Source organism: Shewanella sp. SP2S2-6 (genome assembly GCF_031931965.1).
GTDB classification, from domain to species: Bacteria; Pseudomonadota; Gammaproteobacteria; order Enterobacterales; family Shewanellaceae; genus Shewanella; species Shewanella baltica.
Window position 1 is genome coordinate 1 of record NZ_JAUOEQ010000032.1, and the last position, 21475, is coordinate 21475.

At 47.3% G+C, this 21475-nt stretch carries 14 protein-coding genes; 1 reads left to right on the forward strand and 13 read right to left on the reverse strand.

Annotated elements, in window-relative coordinates; genetic code table 11:
• Positions 1–358 precede the first annotated feature (358 nt).
• From panP to Q4Q57_RS17560, 10 genes are all read right to left on the reverse strand, one after another.
• Positions 359–2008: a pyridoxal-dependent aspartate 1-decarboxylase PanP gene (gene panP, locus Q4Q57_RS17515; RefSeq protein WP_311891550.1), complete on the reverse strand. Its 1650-nt coding sequence runs from the start codon at positions 2006–2008 to the stop codon at positions 359–361.
• A gap of 282 nt (positions 2009–2290) precedes the next feature.
• Positions 2291–3505, reverse strand: coding sequence for a glycerate kinase (locus Q4Q57_RS17520; protein WP_311891551.1), 1215 nt, complete (start codon positions 3503–3505; stop codon positions 2291–2293).
• 84 nt (positions 3506–3589) lie between these two features.
• Positions 3590–4948: a GntP family permease gene (locus Q4Q57_RS17525; RefSeq protein WP_311891552.1), complete on the reverse strand. Its 1359-nt coding sequence runs from the start codon at positions 4946–4948 to the stop codon at positions 3590–3592.
• Positions 4949–5274: 326 nt separating this feature from the next.
• Positions 5275–6282 carry a catalase family peroxidase gene (locus Q4Q57_RS17530; RefSeq protein ID WP_311891553.1) on the reverse strand — a complete coding sequence of 336 codons (1008 nt, stop codon included), beginning with the start codon at positions 6280–6282 and terminating at the stop codon, positions 5275–5277.
• 209 nt (positions 6283–6491) lie between these two features.
• Complete coding sequence (locus Q4Q57_RS17535; protein ID WP_311891554.1) at positions 6492–7730, reverse strand: sugar diacid recognition domain-containing protein; 1239 nt, start codon at positions 7728–7730, stop codon at positions 6492–6494.
• 8 nt (positions 7731–7738) lie between these two features.
• Positions 7739–8437: a uracil-DNA glycosylase family protein gene (locus Q4Q57_RS17540; protein ID WP_311891576.1), complete on the reverse strand. Its 699-nt coding sequence runs from the start codon at positions 8435–8437 to the stop codon at positions 7739–7741.
• Between the two features lie 172 nt (positions 8438–8609).
• Positions 8610–9215, reverse strand: coding sequence for a hypothetical protein (locus Q4Q57_RS17545; RefSeq protein WP_259589336.1), 606 nt, complete (start codon positions 9213–9215; stop codon positions 8610–8612).
• Between the two features lie 228 nt (positions 9216–9443).
• A complete protein-coding gene (locus Q4Q57_RS17550; protein WP_311891555.1) occupies positions 9444–11531 on the reverse strand; it encodes an MtrB/PioB family decaheme-associated outer membrane protein in 2088 nt (695 codons plus the stop codon).
• 12 nt (positions 11532–11543) lie between these two features.
• Positions 11544–12551 (reverse strand): decaheme c-type cytochrome MtrA, encoded by a 1008-nt coding sequence (gene mtrA, locus Q4Q57_RS17555; protein ID WP_311891556.1) that lies wholly within the window; start codon positions 12549–12551, stop codon positions 11544–11546.
• Positions 12552–12619: 68 nt separating this feature from the next.
• Positions 12620–14581 carry an OmcA/MtrC family decaheme c-type cytochrome gene (locus Q4Q57_RS17560; protein ID WP_311891557.1) on the reverse strand — a complete coding sequence of 654 codons (1962 nt, stop codon included), beginning with the start codon at positions 14579–14581 and terminating at the stop codon, positions 12620–12622.
• A 138-nt stretch (positions 14582–14719) separates the two neighbouring features.
• On the opposite strand from Q4Q57_RS17560, the gene Q4Q57_RS17565 reads away from it, so the two are divergent.
• Complete coding sequence (locus Q4Q57_RS17565; protein ID WP_006081109.1) at positions 14720–14881, forward strand: hypothetical protein; 162 nt, start codon at positions 14720–14722, stop codon at positions 14879–14881.
• Between the two features lie 41 nt (positions 14882–14922).
• Here the strand turns inward: Q4Q57_RS17565 and Q4Q57_RS17570 are convergent, their stop codons facing one another.
• From Q4Q57_RS17570 to Q4Q57_RS17580, 3 genes are all read right to left on the reverse strand, one after another.
• The gene (locus Q4Q57_RS17570; RefSeq protein WP_311891558.1) at positions 14923–17115 is read right to left on the reverse strand and encodes an OmcA/MtrC family decaheme c-type cytochrome; all 2193 of its coding nucleotides are present in this window, start codon (positions 17113–17115) and stop codon (positions 14923–14925) included.
• A gap of 248 nt (positions 17116–17363) precedes the next feature.
• Entirely contained in the window at positions 17364–19283 is a 1920-nt protein-coding gene (locus tag Q4Q57_RS17575) for an OmcA/MtrC family decaheme c-type cytochrome (RefSeq protein WP_311891559.1), read from the reverse strand.
• A 35-nt stretch (positions 19284–19318) separates the two neighbouring features.
• On the reverse strand, positions 19319–21469 hold the full coding sequence (locus tag Q4Q57_RS17580; RefSeq protein ID WP_311891560.1) for an MtrB/PioB family decaheme-associated outer membrane protein: 2151 nt from the start codon (positions 21467–21469) through the stop codon (positions 19319–19321).
• Between the last annotated feature and the right edge of the window lie 6 nt (positions 21470–21475).

A 21475-nucleotide genomic window follows, 5' to 3' on the forward strand; every position in this document is an offset into this window, starting at 1 on the left:
CCCTTGGTTTTTTCCAAGCTAGTTTTCACACTTAGTGTGGAGCAAGACTGCCTATGTGATAGTGGTATGTATTTTTCCATATGCAGTAGATCACGCAGAAATTAGCTAAGGCGAATTCAGATGCTGACGTGACCTTCGATGACATGGATGTCATCGTAGAGCCGCCATGGATGGCTTCACGGCGTGTCACGGAAGCAGTTGAATTCGGCGAACGAGTGATGGATAAGCGCTTTGTCTTGTCTCTTTAATGTTCAGCTTATTTCGTGTCGCGTAGCAAACAGCCGCAAATAATTTGCGGCTGTTTGCTATTAACACACTGTATTTGAACTGGGATTTAAAGCTTTCGCTAAACAACTCGCTATTGGGCAACCATCGCCATGAGTGCGGGTAAAAACTCGTTATCTAGTGCAGCGATTTCACTTTGCTCGACCAGCACTTGATTGAGGATGTCATGGCTGGTGAGGGGGTTGGCGAGTACTACGCGAAACACCACGGTCGCTTGTCTAAAATAGCGGGCTGGCTGAATGCGGGTGCGGGAGACGAAGGATTTACCCTGTTCGCGTTGGTGCTTTTGAATAAACTGGGTGAGGCCATCAAGCAGCTCGTTAAAGCGGGCGAGTCTTAAGGTGTCTGCTTGCTCACAGGCAAGCTGCATGGCGGCTTGGACGCAGGCGGGCACATAACGGTAAGTCAGCAGACACAGTTCTGGTTCAGTAACCAGCTCAAAATCCTCATGGGCTTTGATTTGCTCCGCAAAATAGCGCGCTTTCTCAAGGCTGTTGTTGATTAAGATTTCATACCCATCGCGGCCGATGATCTGCAAGCAAGCGTGCACTAACATCGCCATGCCAGGGCGTGAACCTTCCAGCGTTTGGCTGCCTAAGTCCTTTGAACCACGGCGCAGGATATATTCGGCGTGATGGGCGATGGCGTGGGCGAACTCTGGGTCTTTAAATAACACCATGCCCGCGCCCATGGGCACGTACATTTGTTTGTGGGCATCGATGGTGACTGAATCGGCAAGTTCGATACCTGCGAGTAAGTGGCGGTATTTATTGGATAATAAACTTGCTCCGCCCCACGCTGCATCCACATGGAAATGGCAGTTTAACTCTTTTGCCAGCGCCGCTAACTCTGCCAGTGGGTCAACATTACCGGTTTCTGTGGTGCCTGCCACGCCAACAATCGCCAACACTTTGATGTTTTTACGGGCAAGTTCAAGGGCGGCTTGGCGCATTTTCGCGACATCGACCTTGTTATCGCTGCCCGTGGGAATGCTGATGATATTGTCACGACCGATACCAAGCAGATCGACGGCTTTGCCTAGCGAATAGTGACCGCGCTCCGAGACTAAAATCGCTAAATCGTCATAGCCATAGTGGCGCAGTGCCTTGAGTAAACCTTCGCGGCTGACGCCTTTAAACTCGCCATCGGCCTTCAATAATTGGTTACGGGCAATCCACAGGGCCGTGATGTTGGCAACCGTGCCGCCGGAGCAAAATGCGCCGAGGGAATGATTGGCGCTGTGCATCCAGCTTTGATAAAAATCCGTATCTTGGGCATAAATCAAATGGTGCATCATGCCGAGCACTTGGCGCTCAAGCGGCGTAAATGCCTTCGAGGTTTCGATTTTGACCAGATTTTGATTCAGTCCCACCATCATTTTCGACAGCGGCAACACAAAGTAGGGCAGTGCCGACGTCATGTGGCCGATAAAACTCGGTGCCGCTGTGTGTACCGAATGCGCCACCAAATTTTGCATAATCTCGTCGGTGTAATCGGAGACGAAACGCGGCTGAGTTGGAATTTCAAAGGCTTGAAAATCGGTTTCAATTTCCGACAAGGGTTTTTCGAGCGCGGCGATACTGTCACCCAAAAAGCCTGCTAAGTCCTCGGAGAGCTTCTGCTCGATAATACTCAGCGTTGATCCTGCATCTTCCGGTGCAGTAAAAATGCGTAGCAGACTTTCTTCGGATGCTGTGGCTTGGCGAGGGAGTTTCTGGGTCATGGGGCTTGCCGTCTATTAATTTTTATAGTGAAACCGCAAATTGGCTCGAAGAGTATAACGGACCAGTGACTTTCGACCAGTGACTCTCAAAATGTTCAATCAGCGGAATACCAAAAAGGGAGCTCACTTTACTGCAAGGCCTTTTAGGCATCAAGCACTAAAATTTTGTGTTGCTAAAGCGTTGCGGCCTAAATAAGCAAAGGCGCCGTTATGGCGCCTTTATGTTTAACTCGACGAGCTGCTCATCAAGCTTGAGCATTAGCCCTAAAATTCATGTTAGCCCTAAAATTTGCGTTGGCCCAACATGAGTACCGCGCCGATATTTCGGGCGGTATTGCAAAGGTTTAGCTTGGCATTGGCCAGTACATCATCGAGCGGACTTAAGTGCGGAATGATAGGGAAGATAGCCGCCATACCGTGATCCAATATGGCATTGGCGTTGTCACCCAGGCAGCCCGCGATACCGATAGTAGGAATGCCCTGCAGTTGGGCTTGCTTTAACACACCCATCGGGGTTTTTCCAAACACGGTTTGCCCGTCGATGCGGCCTTCACCTGTGATCACTAAATCAGCGCCACGGATTTTGTCAGCAAGGCCAACGGTTTTCATTACAATTTCAACACCGGGTTTAAGTTCGGCATTTAAAAAAGCCATCACGCCAAGACCCATACCGCCCGCAGCACCTGCACCCGCATGTTCACGGTGATCTGTCATGCCACTTTGGGCAATCACATCGGCATAATGGGATAGCGCTAAATCGAGCTGCTTAACCATCGCAGGCGTTGCGCCTTTTTGCGGGCCAAAAATCGCCGATGCACCACGCTCACCGCACAGCGGATTATCAACATCGCAGGCGACTTCGAAGCTGCACTCACGTAACAGCGGATGAGCGTTTGAGACATCGATTTGGGCAAGGTTCGCCAGTGCCGCGCCGCCAGAAGGCAAGGTTTTACCTTGGCTATCGAGCAATAAAATGTCCAGCGCTTGGGCCATGCCCGCGCCGCCATCGTTGGTGGCACTGCCGCCTAGACCTAAAATGATGTGCTTTATCCCCCGATTAAGCGCATCACAAATCAGCTCGCCCGTCCCATAACTGGTGGTGATCAGCGGATTACGTTGCTCCCTTGGCACATGGTGCAGACCAGAGGCCGAGGCCATTTCAATCACGGCAATCGCGCCAGTATTTGGAACCGTTGCAGAGCCATGATTAGAGCGACTATCCAAGTCATTATTCGAGTCACTATTTGATAAATTACCAAGAATGCCATAGTGCGCTTGCACCCTATGCCCCAGTGGGCCCATGACCTCTAAGCTGACAATACTGCCGCCCGTGGCATCGACCATAGATTGCACTGTGCCTTCGCCGCCATCGGCAACGGGAATTTTGACTATGTCGCAGTCGGGTATCACTTGTCTTAAGCCTTGCTCGATGGCGTTGGCCACTTCGAGTGCGCTTAAGCTTTCTTTAAATGAGTCGGGGGCGATAACTATTTTCATTAAAAATCCTACAACTAAATGGGCGCGGTTTGCGCCCAAGGGACAAGCTTGAATCAAGGTTAACTCACTAATTACTAATCACTATCAGAGCAAGACTAAGCTGAGCACATACACAGTCAACATAGCGGTGACACCTTGAATAAGGGTTGCCATGGTTTGTGCTTTGTAAGCTTGTTTCACACTCATGCGGCTAAATTGGGTGACGACCCAGAAGAAGCTGTCATTGGCGTGGGAAACCGTCATCGCACCGGCACCAATTGCCATTACCGTTAATACGCGGCCCATATCGCTGCCAAGGCCGATATCACCGAGCATAGGCGCAACCAGTGCCGAGGTTGCGACTAATGCCACAGTCGATGAACCCTGCGCCGATTTAAGCGCCGCGGCGACGATAAAGGGCATAAAGATACCGATACCGAGTGCCGACAGTGATGTGCCTAAAAAGTCACCGATAGGCGTAGCTTTCAAGACAGCACCAAAGGCACCGCCTGCACCTGTGATTAAAATAATCGGCGCGGCTGTGACTAACCCTTGGCTGATACGCTCGCTAAATTCGCTGATCTTATTCTCACCTTTTAATAACGACAGGGATAAGAATAGACCAATCATCAGAGCGTTAACCGGTTGACCGAGGAACACTAGCGCGTCAAATAATCCTGCTTTACCTAAAGGCGCTGAAGGGAAGTTAGCGATAGAACCTAAACAAATTAATACGATAGGCACAAAAATCGGTGCGAAGGCTTTTAATGGGCTAGGTAGGGTGCCATAGCTTTTTTTCAGAGTTTCATAGTCGCTAATCTCCGCTTTAAGCTCCTCTGCACCTTCACCATCGGGCTCAACATCGGCAAATCGGTTCGCCCATAACATGCCCGCTAATGCGGCAACGGCGGCCACAAACAGACCCACGCCGATCACTAAGCCTAAGTTGGACTCTAAGCCTAAGTTGCCTGCGGCGGCGATAGGGCCAGGCGTTGGCGGTACAAAGGTGTGAGTAGCATACAGACCTGTAGCTAAGGCAACGCTCATGGAGACACTAGAGACCTTCATGCGGTTCGCCATCGATTGTTTTAGCGAGTTTAAGATCACAAAGCCCGAGTCACAAAAGACTGGAATAGACACGAGATAACCGATAATCGACATGGTTAATGTCGGGAAGCGTTTACCTAATACCTTGATGACCACATCAGCCATAGTAATGGCGGCGCCGCTTTTTTCTAGAATGATACCTATGATAGTCCCTAAGACGATCACAAGGCCGATATAACCTAAGATGCCGCCAAAACCTGTGGTGATGGTTTTAGCGATTTCTCCGCTCGGTAAGCCATACGCGAACGCTGCGATAAAGGCGGCCAGAATTAAGGTTAAAAAGGGGTGGAGTTTAAATTTTGAGGTCGCGATAACAATAAATGCAATCACGCCGATGAGAATAAGCACTAAGTTCATATTATGTCCCGTTCAGTTCTTGGCTGAAGTTTTTGAGTAAGTTTTTTGATTAATATTGTAGGGCGCAGTGCTTATTTGGGCCTGAGTCCAAATGAGGGCTGCTTTAAGGTCATCCTATTATTGTGCAGGTATGTTTGAATAGCTTTGGCTAAATCCACGGAATTACCGCGTTATATTTCGCCATTTTTGTGCTCATGCACAAAAATGCTTAGGTGAATTCGAATGCAGGAGGAGGTGTTTTGTCGGTAAGGGAGGCGCTTGTCGATAAGGATTGGCAAATAGGGCTATTTGCCAATCCTAAACAGGAGGGACTTAACTCGACATCTTTATTGACGACGAATAAAGGATTCGACATAGGCGGCGGTGCGGGCATTGAGTATCGGATCGGCAGATGCAGTAATGCCCTTAGGCAATAACAGTGGGTTAAATATGCCTTTATCACACTGCTGTACTTGGGGATCGCTATCTCGCTCGCCGTTAATCATCACTTGGCCTACCAGTAAACGCTGGCGAGTTTCAGGCCAGATCACGGTTGGGTCATTAATCTCATCACCCATTTCGGCGAGTTGAATATAGAGGTTCCATTGTGCTGGCTGGGTTTTAATGCGCTCGAGTAATTCTGCCTTTAAAAAATCATCACTGAGACTGGCAAGTTCACTGGCTGACAGCGCGGCAGTACCTGCGACAGGTTCAAAAATCCATTTACCCGCGACCGTTTCACCTTGTTGAACACTGTTTTTTTGCGTGCTGAACAGGAAACTATTTACACCGAAGTAGCGGCTGTTGGCAAAACTTGGGCTGGGAGGCAACTGTCTAACATGGTCGAAAAAAGCTTTGGCGCTGGGTTGATTATCAATAAGCCACTGTTTACCTTCAGGGCCTTGTTTCACTTTGGTCTGAAAGTTAAAAAATTCTTCGAGATTTTTGGCAAAGAAAACGGGAACGTTAGTGGTGACAAAGTTAAGGTTTTCTTTATCGCCGTCAATTTTGAGTGACATAAAGCGCCCAGCGGTTTTATCTGAGATCTGCGGATTTGTACCGCCGAGGGAAAAGCGGGCTGTGACCTTGATACTATCTTGATTAAAAAATGGAATTGCCAACGTTTGTTGTAATTGTGGATTCGGTTTAAAACTGCCCGAGGTACAAAATCCCTTAGTGTGATTACGCAGTTTGACATTTTTACCCGCCTCGCGACTTGCCGCATCGGGTGTGCCGTTGACGGCATCGACCAGTTCGGGAATGGTTTTCTCGGCCGCGATTAACGAAGGTGAAGTCAGCGCAATGCCGCTAATGAGACAAGCTTTGGCGAGTAAAGTCAGTTTGATTGAGGTCATTATCATTCCTTTCAATGGACTAAGTAGAGAGCGCTAGCATATCGACGCGATACTATATGAAAGGATAGGAAAGGGGATACGGTATAAATCTTTCAATTAATTTTTTAGTACAGCCCAAGTTTTACTCAATTGATCTGGCCATCAGGTCTGCGCCGTCATCTGCGGGCTTTTTTCTAGCTAATCTGTTGAGTTGCTAAGTCATTTGAGCGTTAAGTTAAGCGAGTCGAAGTATCAATTAATTGCCCAAGATACAGGCTCAATAATCCATGCAGGGATTGAATGTCGGCTTGGGTGATTTGCTGAATTTTATCAAGGCGATATCTCAGTGTATTGCGATGAATAAACAGGGCATTAGCGCATTGCTGTGCATCGCCAAAGTGGGTGATGTAAGCCGCTAAGGTTTTTCGTAATTGGCCGTTTTTATCCGCCTTGGCGAGTTGCTGATAGGGCGTTGCGAGTGCCTGACCGCGCCAGTCATGTTTTAGCCCTGCAAGTAACACTTGTAGGGAATAATCTTCAAATAGGTATTTATTCCCTTCTGCATTGAGCTGCTTACCGAGTGCTAAAGTTTCTTGAGCTGTGTGATAGGAGCGCGCTATCCCACCTTTTTCGGGGAAGAAATGGCCGAGGGCAATCTTAAAGTTTAAATCCATCTGGGCGGGTAAGCGCTGCAACAGCTTATCAATGCGCTGATTTTCAAGCTCAGGATCCCATTGTTTTCCATCTAAAAAAGCAGGCTTTAGGATCACCAACTGCGACATTGAGGTCATGGCAATCAAGTTACCACGGTCAGGATATTGCAATAGATGCAGCACTTGCTTGAGGGTTTCACTGACTCTGGGGCTGCGTTCATCGGCGGGCTGAGTGGATGCCTCAGCTAAGAACAAGGCCGCTGGGGTTGTGTCGGTTTTTAAATGGTGTTTCTGAATGTTTTTCTCGCTGATCTCAATAATGGCCGCGACTCTTGGCAGGCTGATATCAATGTCGAGCTGTTTTGCCCAGCGGTGCAACTGTGCATCATCGGTTTCAGCTTTGATCAGTTGCAGAATAAACTCTTCACGCTGGCGATTCTCCCATTGCAATTTATCCTGCAGGTTGGCTTGTTCAACAATCATTTCGGCGGTCATTTTGAGTAACTCACCATAATGGGTGAGCTCACGTGGATCACCGGTAATGCCGACAACGCCGATAATTTGTCCTTGATAATGTAAGGGTAAATTGATGCCTGGCTTAACGCCATGCAGCCCTGAGGCGACTTCTTGACTGATCTCAACATTGCGATTTTGGGCAATCGCCAGCAGCGCGCCTTCGTGGGTTGACCCTATACGCTTAGGGTCGCCTGAGCCTAAAATCACCCCTTGGCCGTTCATCACATTGATATTGTGGCCAATGATTTTCATTGTGCGACTCACAATTTGCTTAGCAATGGCAGAATCAAGCAGATACATACAGGCGCCTAGTAGTGTTGAAGGTTTAATAGGGATGCAATACGCATTCTTAATCTGGGTAGCATATCGCGTTCAAACTCAGGATGCTGCTTAAGCCAAAGATTATTACGCGGGCTTGGGTGCGGCAAGACAAGATACTTAGGCCAATATTGCTGCCATTGCGCGCATGCTTGGGTCACTGTTATTGGTTTCAGTTTGGGGATGGCTTTTACTTTAGCGTTGGTCGAAATTTTACTGCTGGTTGTTTGAGGCTTAGTGATCGGCGAAGTGGGGTTTACGGTCTCGGACGATTCGCGCGGTAGATGATAGTCGATGGCATATTGGCCGAGGATCACAATTAGCTCTATTTGCGGCATTAGGGCGAGCAAGGCCTGATGCCAAGTGGCAGCACATTCGGGGCGCGGTGGTTTATCACCCTGCTTTTTACCGTTTTTTTCGATACTGCCCGGAAAACAAAATCCCATAGGGATAATGGCAAAAAGATTGGGGTCGTAGAATTGCTCCCGCGTGACATTCAACCAAGTGCGCAGCCGTTCACCGCTGGCATCGTCAAAAGGTATGCCTTTATGGTGGGTTTTCACGCCCGGAGCTTGGCCGGCAATCAAAATCCGCGCTTGGCTACTGGCCTGCAATATCGGTTTGGGCGCTAAGGGCAAATCAGCCTGACATAAAGTACAGGCGTTAATTTTTGTCAGCAGCGCTGTCATTGATGCAGAACTGGGCGGCGATACCGTTTCGCTTAGCGGTGATGACGCCGGCGCGTTAGTGCAATGTGTTTTAGTCAAAATTTGTCTTAGTCAGTGGTCAGTGCCCGTGGTTAATTGTAAATGTCATCGCTCATTCATCGTTGCTTATTCATGGTCGCTCATTCATTTTCAATCAGGATTGGAACATCATCGCCGTTTGATATAGCCAGTAGCCAAAAAGACCGTAGCCAAACAGCAAGCTTATATAACTTAATAGTTTAGGCACTCGACTTGGGCTTGAAGCCAAACAGATATGGGCCAGCACAAGGGTAAAGAAGGCTAATGGGGCAATCACATAGCTCAAGGCGAGGATGAATAATGCCCCTAGGCTGATGATCCAATCGGCATTGCGATTGCTGGGCTTATCGATTTGACACAATTGTAGCGGCAATAATATCAGTCCAATCGCCACACAAATAATGCCTAAGTTCAGGGCGAAATCACTCCAACCTCTGTGATCATATATGGCTAACGCGACGGCAATCAGCGGTACGATTAATGCGCTTAATACATGGCGTTTGGCAAAGGCGGCGCTGCGATACTGACCCGCAAAAAAGAACAAACCCTGTAAAAATAAATTGATCAAGGTAAAGCCGCCGAGGCCGAGAATGATAAACAGGCTGGCGGTGCCGCCCGAGGGGTCGAACGCCAAGGCGGGTAAGGGCAATAGACTCAGTCCCAGTAGGGCGGGAAGCGATGACAACCACTTAGATTGGCAGAGGGGAGAATAAATACGCATGTGCTCAGAGGATTAACCAAAAGATTGAATTAAGATCCGCTAAAGTGAGCTAAAACTCAAGGAATAAGGTTTTTATGGGCGGACTTTTGCGCCAGAGTCTGATCTTATTCAAGATTTTTACTTTTATCTGTGCCGATGTAATGATTTTGCATGTGACTTTGGATGTGACTGCTGCGGTTAAACAAAAGCCCGCAAGATGCGGGCTTTTGGATTGTCTATCGTTGAGGATTAGATCTTGTAGCTCATGCTTAACATGATCATCTGCGCTGTGTAGTCATGGCTATTATCACCAAAACCTACGACGTTCCAGATCCCATTGACGGCGATATCATTGGCAGCGTCATTGTCCTTATAGTTCTCAATTTTATAATCGAAGCGCAGCGCCATTTTCTCGGTGGCTTGATATTGAGCGTATAAGTTAATGTTGTGTACTTTGGCAAAATAATCGCCGTAGTCGCCTGTGATACCTTGTCTAACTTGGGTGTTACTGTTGGAGTCTGAATAGGTGTAATCCAGTCCCATGCGTAACTTGTTCTCAAGTAAGTTGTTGTAGCTAATGCCAGCGCCGACAACATCGACTTTATCTTCGATGAAACCTGTCCAGGTTGGGGTGCTGTAGTTGCTGCTTCCCGCTTGTTCAGATTCAATGATTTGATAGTTGTAGAAGGCGTTCGCCAGTAAATCATCGGTGATCATGTAGCTGATGTTGGCATCATAACTGGTGTCTTTTGACTCAGTTAAACCGATGACAGTATCTGTGTAGTCATCTAATGCGTAACGGGCACCGAAATCTATGGTCAGGCTTTCGATAGGCGAATGAGTGACTCGCGCTTCCACTTGGGTTCTGTCACGGTTCGCCAGATTGTACTTACGCAACAGGCTGTTGGTTTCAGACGATGTCCATTCAGAGGCTTGATATTCAGAGCCGTCACGTTGACCGTAACTGCCCTTAACCCACATATCCCAAGTTTCGAAGCTGTTGACTCTGAAACGCGCCCAAACCGTGTTCTCATCCGTAGTTTCACGGTCTTGATAATTACGTTCGTCACGTCTGAAGTCATAGCCGCCATCGAGTTTCATGCCGCGGGTAAAACGATAATCCGCCGCCACTTTGAAGCGTTGGCTAGTGTTATCGTAAGGGGTGTTATAGGCCACCTTACCGTTGACATTGTTGATGCTGACTTGGGTCCACTCTTCAATCTGCGTATTGTTATCGCGGTCGTTGTAGTCGTAGCTACCACTTAAGCGCAGTGAATTGGTGACTTTGCTGACCACTTTTAAGTTCAAACCGATAAGGTCGACCTTGGCATCAAGGGCTTCAGTTGGCACTTGATAACCATAACCTGAAGTCACTAACGCTTGGTCTTGACTCATTTGTCCGGTAAGCAAGCGAGCCGATAGCACATTGGTACTGTCGTTGTATTGGCCCATTAACGATACTGTGTGTGACTGATTGTCTGGGTCTAGGGCGATAGAGCCAGAGGTTTGCGCGCCAAAGGTTGGATTAAACGCACTGTCAAAATTTAACTGGTTGTACTCGTTCTTAAAAATCGAGCCATTGTAGTTAAGTGCGGTGAACCAGTTGTCGCCTTTAAGCTTGATACCCGCTTCAATGGAGTCAGTGGTGTAATCGACAGGCTCGGCTAACATCATAGATTGATTAAAGAATCCACCTGAAGCTTTTTTCAAGCCGGTTTTTTCTTCACGCATGTAGCTCACATGTGTGCTCCACAGCGATTCACCTTGATAATCAAAACCTAGCCCAGTGCGCTCACGTTTGAGCGACAGTTCTAAGGAGTTCAGGCTGTCCATCAGTAATGGCATTTGGCTGCTTGAACCCGCCGTCACCCAGTTGTCTGGCAGCGTTAAATTATCGCTGCCCACACCCGAGTAGGGCGTTAAGGCACTGTTGCTGTTGTAAGTGGCAATCTGGCGATAGTTCACATTGACATTGTACTGGCCTTGCTTGCCGGCATTCACCTCTAAGCGGCCGCCATCCATGCCCAGTTGATAGGCTTCAACGCTGGCACGATAGCCTTTTTCACCGCGAAAGGTGACATCAGCATCCAATTTCCCTGCGACTTCGTTTGAAGTCCCAAAGGCATTCGCCGAGCGAATGTCCTCTTCACTGTTATAACCTACGCCGACACCCACAGTACCCGATGTGCCCGTTTCAACGACGCAGCCTTTACAGCTCCATGCGGACATTTTGACTTTTTCTGTATTGGCATTGGCCAAGCCATACCCATCGGCCGCTATCGCAAAACCTGTGTTTGCCAGTAACGCAAGAGTGATCAAATTGAGTTTAAATTTCATTTTCTCGTCTCCTTAGCGCTGTAATAGCTTGCCAGATGGATGGTTTGAACCATGAACCTGACTGTGGCAATTTAAACAGCTTCTTCCACCCGTGAAGGCATTGTCACCGACGTTTGAACCTAAACCAGTGTTACCTAAATAAGCATTGCTGGCATGGCCATCGCTGGCGTGACATTGCTGACACAGCTGCGGTGCGCGGGTTTTCAACATGGCATCATTCACGCTGCCGTGAGGATTGTGGCAAGTGACACAGTTCTCAGTGACGGGTGCATGTTCCCACAGTTTGGGGCCGCGTTTTTCGGCGTGGCAGGAGTAACAGGTTTCGTTAATGCTCGGCTTGTTCAGATCGGAATCTGTCATGCTCCCATGGGGATTATGACAATCGCTACAGGTCATTTGAGCCCATTTTAATGGGTGACTTGAGCGTTTGTTCATGTCTGCTTTTTGCTTAGTGTGGCAGCTAGTACAGACTTCCATTTCGGTGTTTTTTGATAACACAGGATCTTTTGCCACATGCACTTGGTGGCAAGAGGCACAAGCGACATCGGCATTGTCATGGTGACTGCCGTTCCAAGACACACGTTTATCATCTTGGTGACAACTCATACAGACGCTGTTTTGTTTTTCAGCACTTAAGGTCGATTGCTTACCGAAAGTGATCATCGGCTCGTTGCCGCCTTTATTGTGTTGACCTAAAGGACCATGACAGGCTTCACATTGCAGGCCAGCCATTGGGCTTTTTGATGAATCAATGGCGCCGTGGACACCTTTGAAAAGGTCCATCACTTTTTCAGATTTTTTATGGCACATCAAACAAGAATCGGCGCCTTTAGGGGAGTAGTTGCCTTCGGCAAACTTCTTATCTAAGGTGGCTTCGACTTGCTCTGGCGTCATTTTCGCATCCCACTTCGACGCATAAGCGTTTGGTGCAATGCATAAAGACATGACTGCTGACATTGCCATGGTGATGGTGATGACAAGTGCCGGCAGTAGGTTTTTCATTTTTAGGCTGTTCTTCATAATAGGCTTCCCAATTTGTCCCAACAAAATTCAAGAAAGGGGGAGCGAGCTCCCCCTGCTTGGGCAAATTACATTTTCACCTGAGTGTGATCTGTTGGTGTGGGTTTGTGACAGTAGAAACAGGTTTCTGACTGCGCCGCTTGGTTAGCTTGAACATAATCACCGTTCACAATCGCGCCCATGTTTTCTAAGCCGTGGCCAATGGATTCTGGCGCGTGGCATGAAGTACAAGTGGCTGTGATTGGCGTGGTGTATTTACCTGCTGATGTTGCCAGCGCGCCTTTCACTTTGAATGCATCTAGGTTGAAATCGTTGTGACATTGGGTACATTCTTTGATGACACCTTGCTCGCCGTGGATCACGTGCAGTTTCATCTCGAATGCGCCTTTGTTAGCACCAGAGGCATAAGTACCATCAGGTGTATGACACGCGACACAAGCATCAACACCGACGATCGCTTTACCGTTCGCATCTTTTGCGTGTGATACTTGCTCTGTCATCACAAAACCTGAATGGTGGCCTTTGTGGATTTCAAAGGTATCGCTGTGACAGCCTTGACAGGTGTTGAAGTTAACTGAGTTAACATGGCGCATGCTTGGGGCGTTGCCTGATTTAGTACCAAAGGCGAGCTCTGCTTTCATACTGGTGGTTGCGCTATCAACGGTACATGCCGTTAAGCTAGTACCTGTGCTACACATTTCCAGACCGATAAAGGTAAAGGCCGTATCTGTATCGCCAGCACCGAAAGGCAGGGCAGGTGTCGTGAAAACCAGTTTGCCGTCAACTAAGGTCACACCAGCTTGTAGTGCGCCATCTTTGACTAAGTCTTTAGCAATTTTCGCAGCACCACTACCAGGGCTCTTGTTGTAACCCATAATAGGGAAGTTAGGGCCAACGTTAGTGACAGTTTCTAAACGTTTAATCTTGTCTTGAACCGTTGCCGCATCAATCGCGTTACCGTCTTTGTCAAAGACAGACACAGTTAATACCGCAGTATTGTCTTCTTGACCCGCAAGCGTTGCAGACATACCTAACTGAGCCATAACAGCTTTCTTCTCAGCGGTTTTGCCTGTGTGTAGCTCGGCAGTCCAGTCGCTGTTATGACAAGCGACACAGTTAGAGTTATCTAACTGCTGAGAGTGGCCTTTGCCTGCGGCAAAATCGATGTCTACGTGACAGCTAGAGCAAACTTCCATTGTTGGAATACGTGACCAGTTTTTTGCCTCGGTGAGCATGTCAGATTCAACGTGACAGACTTGGCAATTATCTTGGACTATATGTTGTGCAACTTCTGGAACTTTATTATTTTTGCCCCACGCTTTGTTGGCGTTGTGCACATTATGAATTAAGTGACTAAAGGTGACATGGGGTTTACCGCGACCATCCGCAAATTCTTGCGTATGGCAAGAAATACACGTTTCGACTTCAGTCGCTTGGTGATAAATCTTTTCGCCTTCCACGTGGCAAGTTGTACAGACTTCATGGCTGACAATATTTTTAGTGTATAGAGGAGCATTACCTTGGCCGTCGAAATCTTCGACCATTTCGGCAACGGGGACCGAAGTTCCGTCTGGTAATTTTCCTGCTGCAGACACGACGTTAAAACGTTGCGTTAATTGCGTATTAAAGACCTTATTGCTATCGAATGTGTCGAATTTAAAGGTATAACTACCGTTTTTATTATCAACATAGTTTTTCGATGAGCCTAGCCCTTGCCAGTTAGCACTATTACCAGGGCCAGTCGCCCCTTGAGGTATTAATTGCAGTGCTTTTTTGATTTCTAAATTAGCAAGACCAACAATTGGAAGGTCGTCTTCGTTTGTGGCGAAAACAGTGACCACAGGTGAATCATTTTCATAGTTTACTTTAGTAATATCAAGGTTTAACTTGTGGATGGAACCAGCGGGTTCTCCACCAGGTTCACCGGGATTACCATCATTACCATCGCTGCCACCACAGCCAGTTAAGGCCATAGTGACTGCACTTGCTGCTAACAGCAGTGCAATTTTAGTTGTTTGTGCGTTCATCATTTTTTTCCCTGCATAGGTTTGGCATTGCTTAAACGCTGTGTTCTAGAGCCAACAGATTCTATGTCTGTGTTTTTGGTCACTAGAAGCGACTTAAGTGGATGCTGGAAATAGAATTCCCCAAGGAAAGGCTAACCTAACATGACCTTAAAATCTCCAAGGCCTTTGCTAATGTGTGACTTGGATCTTTCTATTTCTAAAGAGGTATTTAAAGCAAGAGGTAAAAACGATTTCAGATCAAAAAAACAGCGGATTTTTAAATGGCAAGAATATAAAGAGAGAGGTAAAAACCTCTCTCTTTAGTAACGATAAAACATTGCTCTGAATGAGAGCGTTATATCTGCTTAATTACCGTGAACTTTACTTAATTGAGCTGGGGTATGACAAGTTGCACAGCTTTCTGATGCACGAGTTTGCACATCGGCTGCACTACTGCCATTTAAAATACCACCGTTAGTCTCAATGTGAGATTTTGTCGCATCAGTCAGATATTTTTGGTGACAGCTTAAACACGCACCCGCATCTGAAGATACCCAAATATCGGCACCGTTTTTATTGATATCACCGTAGCGCCATGTGCGATTAGGCTGACGTCCTAAGGTAATACCTGTAATGACGTTTGCTTTATCAACTGTATGGCATGTCGCACAATCGGTTTTTAGCACAGTGCCTGATTGTACACCCGCATATTTCAGGTAATGGCCTTCACGTTCGTGAGCTTTCCACGCAAAGCTAGTTGGGATCTTACCGCCAGGATAGTTGGCATCATTTTTCAAGGTTTTATCCGAAGTATGACAAGTTTGGCAATTTACACCGTTGTCATAGTGGTGGATTTCTTGATTGTGACAACCTTGACACTTAGTTGCATCAATAATGTCGCGACGTGTCGCTGCCTTGGCAGTGCTGTCCACTCCTGTATCTTTCCAAACGAAATGATATGGTGCTTGTTTAACCGCGACTTTACTTACACTGTCAGTAGAGCAATCTGTCATAGCTACGTCAGCAACGCCATAACCGCCATTGTTGAAGCACACTTCTAATGTTGACCACAGCTCGAATGTTTTACCATTTGCATCAGCGGGTAAACTGAACTTAGTGCCTGTTAATGAGTAGGTTTTATTCGCTTCATTATAGGTACCTTCACTTAAAGCGATACGACGATTGCTATAAGAGGCATCAGCATAGCTTGGGTAATCTTTATCAGAATCCCATGCTACGACAACGCGTGAGCTTTGATTTACGAAGGCTTTATCAATGGCATTGCCATCTTTGTCAACAACTTGGACATCAAAAGTGATTTTGCCCGTGTCATTCACGCCGACATTAGTGAACTTAATGCCCATGGCTTTAGTTTCTGTGTAAGCTTTCAGCACATCACCATGACGTTTAGCTGCACTACCTGTGCCATTGTATGGTTCAGTTGCATTATGACAAGCGACACAATCACTGCTGCTGTGGTGAGCAGACGGTTTTTCTGTGTGGCAACCAATACAGGCTTGATTGCTTAAGTCGGCTTTAAATAAATCGGCATTAGCTGGTGCACCCGCTCCTTCAACGTGACAGGCTGCGCAATCCGCTGCAGGTTTTAATGGGAAACCAACCTTGCCGTAGTCAATTACTTTGCCACCATAACCGACAATCTTGTAAGGGGCTGGTACTTCAGCGCCTGTCTCATCAAAGGTATGACGTTCGCCACCTTTGTGGATAGCATGGATCATGTATGTAAATTCAATGCTATTACCTGACTCAGGATCGCCAGAGGTTGCCGTATGACAAGATGCACAGTTCTCAATATCAACTCTACGGCCACCGTGTAACTCTAAACTTTCTGGTTGGTGACAGGTATAACAGGCTGTTATTGAAACAACGTTGCGTGTTTGAATACCTTCAGTTTTACCTGTAGAAGGCTGCCAATCAAAATGTGCGTTGGCAGCAAGCTGTGGTAATTCAAGTTCTAATGTTGCCCGTTGAGTCGCTTCAGCACTGTAAGTAATCGCTAAGGGTTCAGTGACATTGGCGATATTGGCTTGATAGGTATAGCTGTAGTTACCATCACCATGATCCACTAAACAGGTATCACACTTGGCAGCGGCTTCAACGTTGGCTTGATATTGAGCTGATGGATTGAGGTTATCCACACCAGAAGGCACTGTGCCAGGCTCTTTTTTGGCATTGATATAAGCTTGCCATTGGTAACCGCGGTCAGCGGGTTTGGCTGGATCCTCAGTTGCTACTGTAACGTGGCTAAGCTGTGCAATACCAAAACGTATGTCGTGATCTTTATTTAAGCCTAGTACTGCTACGCCATTCGCATTTTCTAATGTGAAATCGACTGTAACCTTACCTGCATCGATAGTGGCATTAGTGAAACTTGCTTTCAGTGTAGGCGTTGTATCGATATTGACACCAACAACACCCGGTTTACCGTCTTCACCATCTTTACCGTCACTACCACCGCAACCGGCGAGTAGTAGAGAGAGTAAACCGGCACCCAACATCGCTTTTGTTGCGGCATTGAAATTGAACCGTTTCATCATGATATTTCCCTGCAATAGTTGTAATCATCATCAAACGCTTGGTAGATAAGAATAAATCTCATTACCCGCATAAGATGTGTGGAATTAGTTTTCCATCTGTAAGGCTAACTAAGTCACTGGTATTAATCAGTCACTTTAGGTGGGTAATGTGACTGAGATCTGACTATTTCTTTAGGAGTAGATGACTGCATAGTATGAGTTCCTTTTATATCTGCAGTTGCTGGCCTTTTTAGGCCAGCATCATAGGCTTAGTTTATGGGATGCACTTTTAACACGTCTGCGACTCCGCCTTGTCCATGACAGAAAGCACAGGTTTCAGTTCCTGCGGTTGCATCGGATTTTGTGCCTGCAAAAACAGCACCTTGCTGAGCCATGTGGTTATGAGTGCTGGTATCTGAATGGCAGTTGCTACACACAGCGGCAATCGGGCTGGTAAAAGTGCCGTTATCGAGGGCCAGAGGTTGTACCGCTGAATTTAAAGGAAGGGCGACGGTAGATATCCCCGCTGTATCGTTAACATGGCATTGGGCACAGTTACCGATGTTCCCTGGGTAGTTTAGGTTTTCAAAACCTGCGAATTGGCTGGTGTGAATACCGTGGATCAGCTGCTTAAAGTCAAATGACGTGGTGGAAGGATTTGCCGCCGTCGCATTAGCCAGCATATTGGCGTTATGACATAGCTGACATTGACCACCGAGATCGTTGCGTGAGCCGTGAATATTAAGCTTTTGATCGCCATGGCAATTGCCGCAGCTTGCATTACTGACAACAGTGCGGCGACCCGTACTGCTTAATGCTGCCATATCAAAATAACTATGGCTGGCTTTAATCACTAACACTTCCGCCAGTTCAGTGGTGCAAGCAACGAGTACCTTGTCTTTGGCGCAGATTCGGCCTTGAATCGCGAGTCCGCCGTGATCCGCTTCAGTGCCCGCAGGCACTGTAAGACCCGAAATCGTATAGGTATAAATGCCATTTGAGCCTGACACTGGGGTGGATTCCGGCAGCTTAATCGAGCGGGCAGAGCGGGTCGCATAATCAAAACTGGTTCCCCAGTTGGCATATACCCTTAAATCATTGATGAATTTTAACTTATCGGCACTGTCGCTGTAGACACTACCAGTGGTTGGGTTCATCAATTTAACCGCGACTGTGACTGTACCATTGGCATCCATACTGGCGCTGGTAATGCTTGGGCTAAATTGCATCAGTGCTGCAGTTTTGTCTTCATCACTGTGAACGCTTGCGGTCCAGTCGGCATTATGGCACGCCACGCAGTTACTGTTATCGGCCTGCGCTGGGTGTCCTTCGCCTGCGGGAAAATTAATTTGTGTATGACAGGCGCCGCAGGCTTGCATGGTTGGGACTCTGTGCCAATTTTGCTGCTCAGCTAACTCAGCCTTATCGACATGACAGGTTTGGCAGTCACTGATGGGTTGCGGGAAACCGGTTAAATGCTTGCTGTGGATCATTTGCGGGAAAATATCCGCAGAGTTACTGACTTTTTTGCTGTTATGGCAAGTGACGCAGGTTTCGATTTTATTATATTTACTGCCATGGAAAGCAAGATTACTGTGGCAACTATTACAGGTTTCTATTGTGACTAAGTTGCGGGTGTAAGCGACATTATCCCCAGAAGATTGCCAGTCATAATGTTGATTGGTAATAGGTAAGGGGGTGTTATCAGCAAGCTTATCGCCGCCGATTTTGACCACCATTCTTTGGGTCGCTTCGGGCATAAACGTCACCCCATTCATGCTATTAAACGGTGCGCTGAAGATGTAGCTGTAGTGACCGTTTTTATGATCTGTGAGACTGCCAGGGCAAGTTGCCGCGCAGGTTTCGGCGGTAAAATGCTGCCATTCACTGCTATTACCCGCACCTGTATAACCTTGCGGCAGAAGCTGCGCCGCAATAAACGTCGCCGATGGGACACCAATCACGGCTTCATCATCTTGATTGCTCACTTGAAAATCCACTTGAGCAATACCATCTATCATTTGAACTTTATCGACCGTGACCTTTAGGCTAGTGATGGTTAACGCGGGCGGTTTTGCGGGTTCACCGGGATTGCCATCTTGGCCGTTATCACCGCCACAGGCGCTTAATAGCGAGACTAAGGCCAGCATCAGACTGAATTTCGAGCTCATTTTTGCAAACTTGTTCATATTTCTATCCTTGGAATGCGCTGTCAGTGCCTAAGTTACATTTGGTAGCTTAAGGTCAAGCCTAAATAGTGAGCGTTGTAGTCGTGGCTCATATCCCCAAAGCTGAGTACGTTGGGAAGCGTGTCCCAATTTGTGCCTTGGTTTTGCCAGTTAGCATCTTGATACTTCTCGAATAACCAATCGACGCGTAGCGACATACTGTCGGCAAACTTATATTTGGCGTAGGCATTAATATTGTGTTTGCGGGCATAAAAATCGCCATAGGGACTGGTGATGCCGTAGACGACCTCGGTATCACTCTGTCCATCGGAATAGCTGTAGTCCAAGCCAATGTCGAGGTGATTATCGAACAGGTTTTGATAACTAAAACCTGCCCCAATTAAAGTCGATTTTTCCTCGGCAGTGCTGTACCAATCGGGCGTTGAAAAGTGGTTGCTGCTTGCTTGATCTGAGTCGCGCCAATCTTGGTTAACAAAGGCACTGAAATGAAGATCGTCACTCAGCGCATATTGGGCCGATACGTCATAACCTAGGTAGGACACTTGAGTAAGACCCACTTGGGTGTGGTGATAATCGTCATCTACACTGTGCAAGCTGGCGCCCAGCGAGAGGCCGATATCAGTTTGATAATCAGTGTGTAAGGTGACTTTTTGCCTTTTTCTGTCGGCAAGGTAGGATTTACGTAGCCAAGGATTGCTTTGGCTTTGAGTGGTCGTGACGGGATCGTATTCACTGCCATCGCGCTCTAGTGCTTCTCCTTTTAACCATGCTGACCAAGCAGGGGAATAGCGATAGCTCAGTTTGGCAAACACGCCTGACTCGTCGACGGATTGGCGGTCGAGTTCAGTGTAATCGTTTTCGTTACGGCTGTAGCCTGCTTCGGCATAGGCGGCTGAAGTAAAACGGTATTTGCCTTTAAGTTCGAGTTTTTTGGTTCGCTTATCATAAAGGCTATTTTGAGCAGAGCCTTGGTTAATACTGTCGGTGATGATTTGTGGGAAGTCTAATTTGGCCGTTTTGTTATCTCTGTCTTGATAGTTGTAGCTTGCCTGTACACTTAAATCTTGGGTGATCCGGCCCGAATATTTAAGGATCATTTCAATAATATCCACTTGGCCATCTAAGGTATCCGCAGGCAGGACAGGTGACGGGCCATTGATGGTGGCTGGAATAAAAGTGTCATCTTGGGTCATACGGCTAAAGCCTGCGTGCATTAGCACATTCTGACCATTCGCTCCCCCAGAGGCTTCTGCGGCAACGCGATAGGCTTTACTGTCGGGGTCGACTGCATTTTGACCGAAGTATGCCGCGCCAAAGGTGGGCGTGTAGGCGGATTGCCATTGCATGGCTTGGTGATCATTTTTATATTGGCTGACTTGGCTATTGATGCCAGCCTGCCAGCCCGTGCCATTAAAATAGACTCTGGCATCGATTTCATCGGTACTGTCATCAATAGGTTGGGCGAGCATAACGCTATTGGTGAGTATATTGGCGCTGGTCTTTTTGGCGCCGCTGCGGTCTTCATGCTGATAGTTTAGCGAGGCTTTGTAGTGACTGTTATTGTCACCTTCAGGTGATATTTTGCCCGCGTAGTAACCACCGATCATAAAGCGATCACGTTGAATACTTAAATCTTGGCCAACAAGGCTGCTCTGTAGCATAGGCATAGATTGTGTTGTGCCACCTGTTATCCAGTTATCGGGCAACAACATCTTATCTTGCGATGAGGTATAAGGGCTTTTGAGTTGATTATGGTTATAGTTAGCTAAGCCTCTATAACCTAAGTTGATTTGATAGTTCCCTGGCCTTCCTGTTGTGAGCTTAGCTGAGCCCGCATCAAAACCTAACTTATCCGCGATCAATTGAGTTTGATAACCCGACGGTGTTTTGTACACCATATCCGCACCGACGGCGGCAACGAGACCATCGTTATCTGTCCCAGTGCGGTTACCGAAACGACTGTCCTCGCCATCGTTGTAAGCGAGGGTGGCACTGACATCACCACTATGCCCTGACTTAGATTGGCATTGTTTGCAGCTCCATGCTTCTGTTTTTATGCCACTTCGATTCGCCTGTTGTAGCTCATAACCTTCGGCATGTGCCTGAGATAAAACACCGCTTATCACCCATGCGAGTAACGTGAGTGAGAAGCAAGCACTAGGGTGAGATAGTTTAGCTGTTGGCATGATCGT

Coding starts and splice junctions, on each gene's coding strand:
- panP (WP_311891550.1), bottom strand. CDS start 2,008: ATGACCCAGAAACTCCCTCGCCAAGCCACAGCATCCGAAGAAAGTCTG.
- Q4Q57_RS17580 (WP_311891560.1), bottom strand. CDS start 21,469: ATGCCAACAGCTAAACTATCTCACCCTAGTGCTTGCTTCTCACTCACG.
- Q4Q57_RS17525 (WP_311891552.1), bottom strand. CDS start 4,948: ATGAACTTAGTGCTTATTCTCATCGGCGTGATTGCATTTATTGTTATC.
- Q4Q57_RS17565 (WP_006081109.1), top strand. CDS start 14,720: ATGACCTTAAAATCTCCAAGGCCTTTGCTAATGTGTGACTTGGATCTT.
- Q4Q57_RS17575 (WP_311891559.1), bottom strand. CDS start 19,283: ATGAACAAGTTTGCAAAAATGAGCTCGAAATTCAGTCTGATGCTGGCC.
- Q4Q57_RS17550 (WP_311891555.1), bottom strand. CDS start 11,531: ATGAAATTTAAACTCAATTTGATCACTCTTGCGTTACTGGCAAACACA.
- Q4Q57_RS17520 (WP_311891551.1), bottom strand. CDS start 3,505: ATGAAAATAGTTATCGCCCCCGACTCATTTAAAGAAAGCTTAAGCGCA.
- Q4Q57_RS17530 (WP_311891553.1), bottom strand. CDS start 6,282: ATGACCTCAATCAAACTGACTTTACTCGCCAAAGCTTGTCTCATTAGC.
- Q4Q57_RS17545 (WP_259589336.1), bottom strand. CDS start 9,215: ATGCGTATTTATTCTCCCCTCTGCCAATCTAAGTGGTTGTCATCGCTT.
- Q4Q57_RS17540 (WP_311891576.1), bottom strand. CDS start 8,437: ATGACAGCGCTGCTGACAAAAATTAACGCCTGTACTTTATGTCAGGCT.
- Q4Q57_RS17570 (WP_311891558.1), bottom strand. CDS start 17,115: ATGATGAAACGGTTCAATTTCAATGCCGCAACAAAAGCGATGTTGGGT.
- Q4Q57_RS17535 (WP_311891554.1), bottom strand. CDS start 7,730: ATGTATCTGCTTGATTCTGCCATTGCTAAGCAAATTGTGAGTCGCACA.
- mtrA (WP_311891556.1), bottom strand. CDS start 12,551: ATGAAGAACAGCCTAAAAATGAAAAACCTACTGCCGGCACTTGTCATC.
- Q4Q57_RS17560 (WP_311891557.1), bottom strand. CDS start 14,581: ATGATGAACGCACAAACAACTAAAATTGCACTGCTGTTAGCAGCAAGT.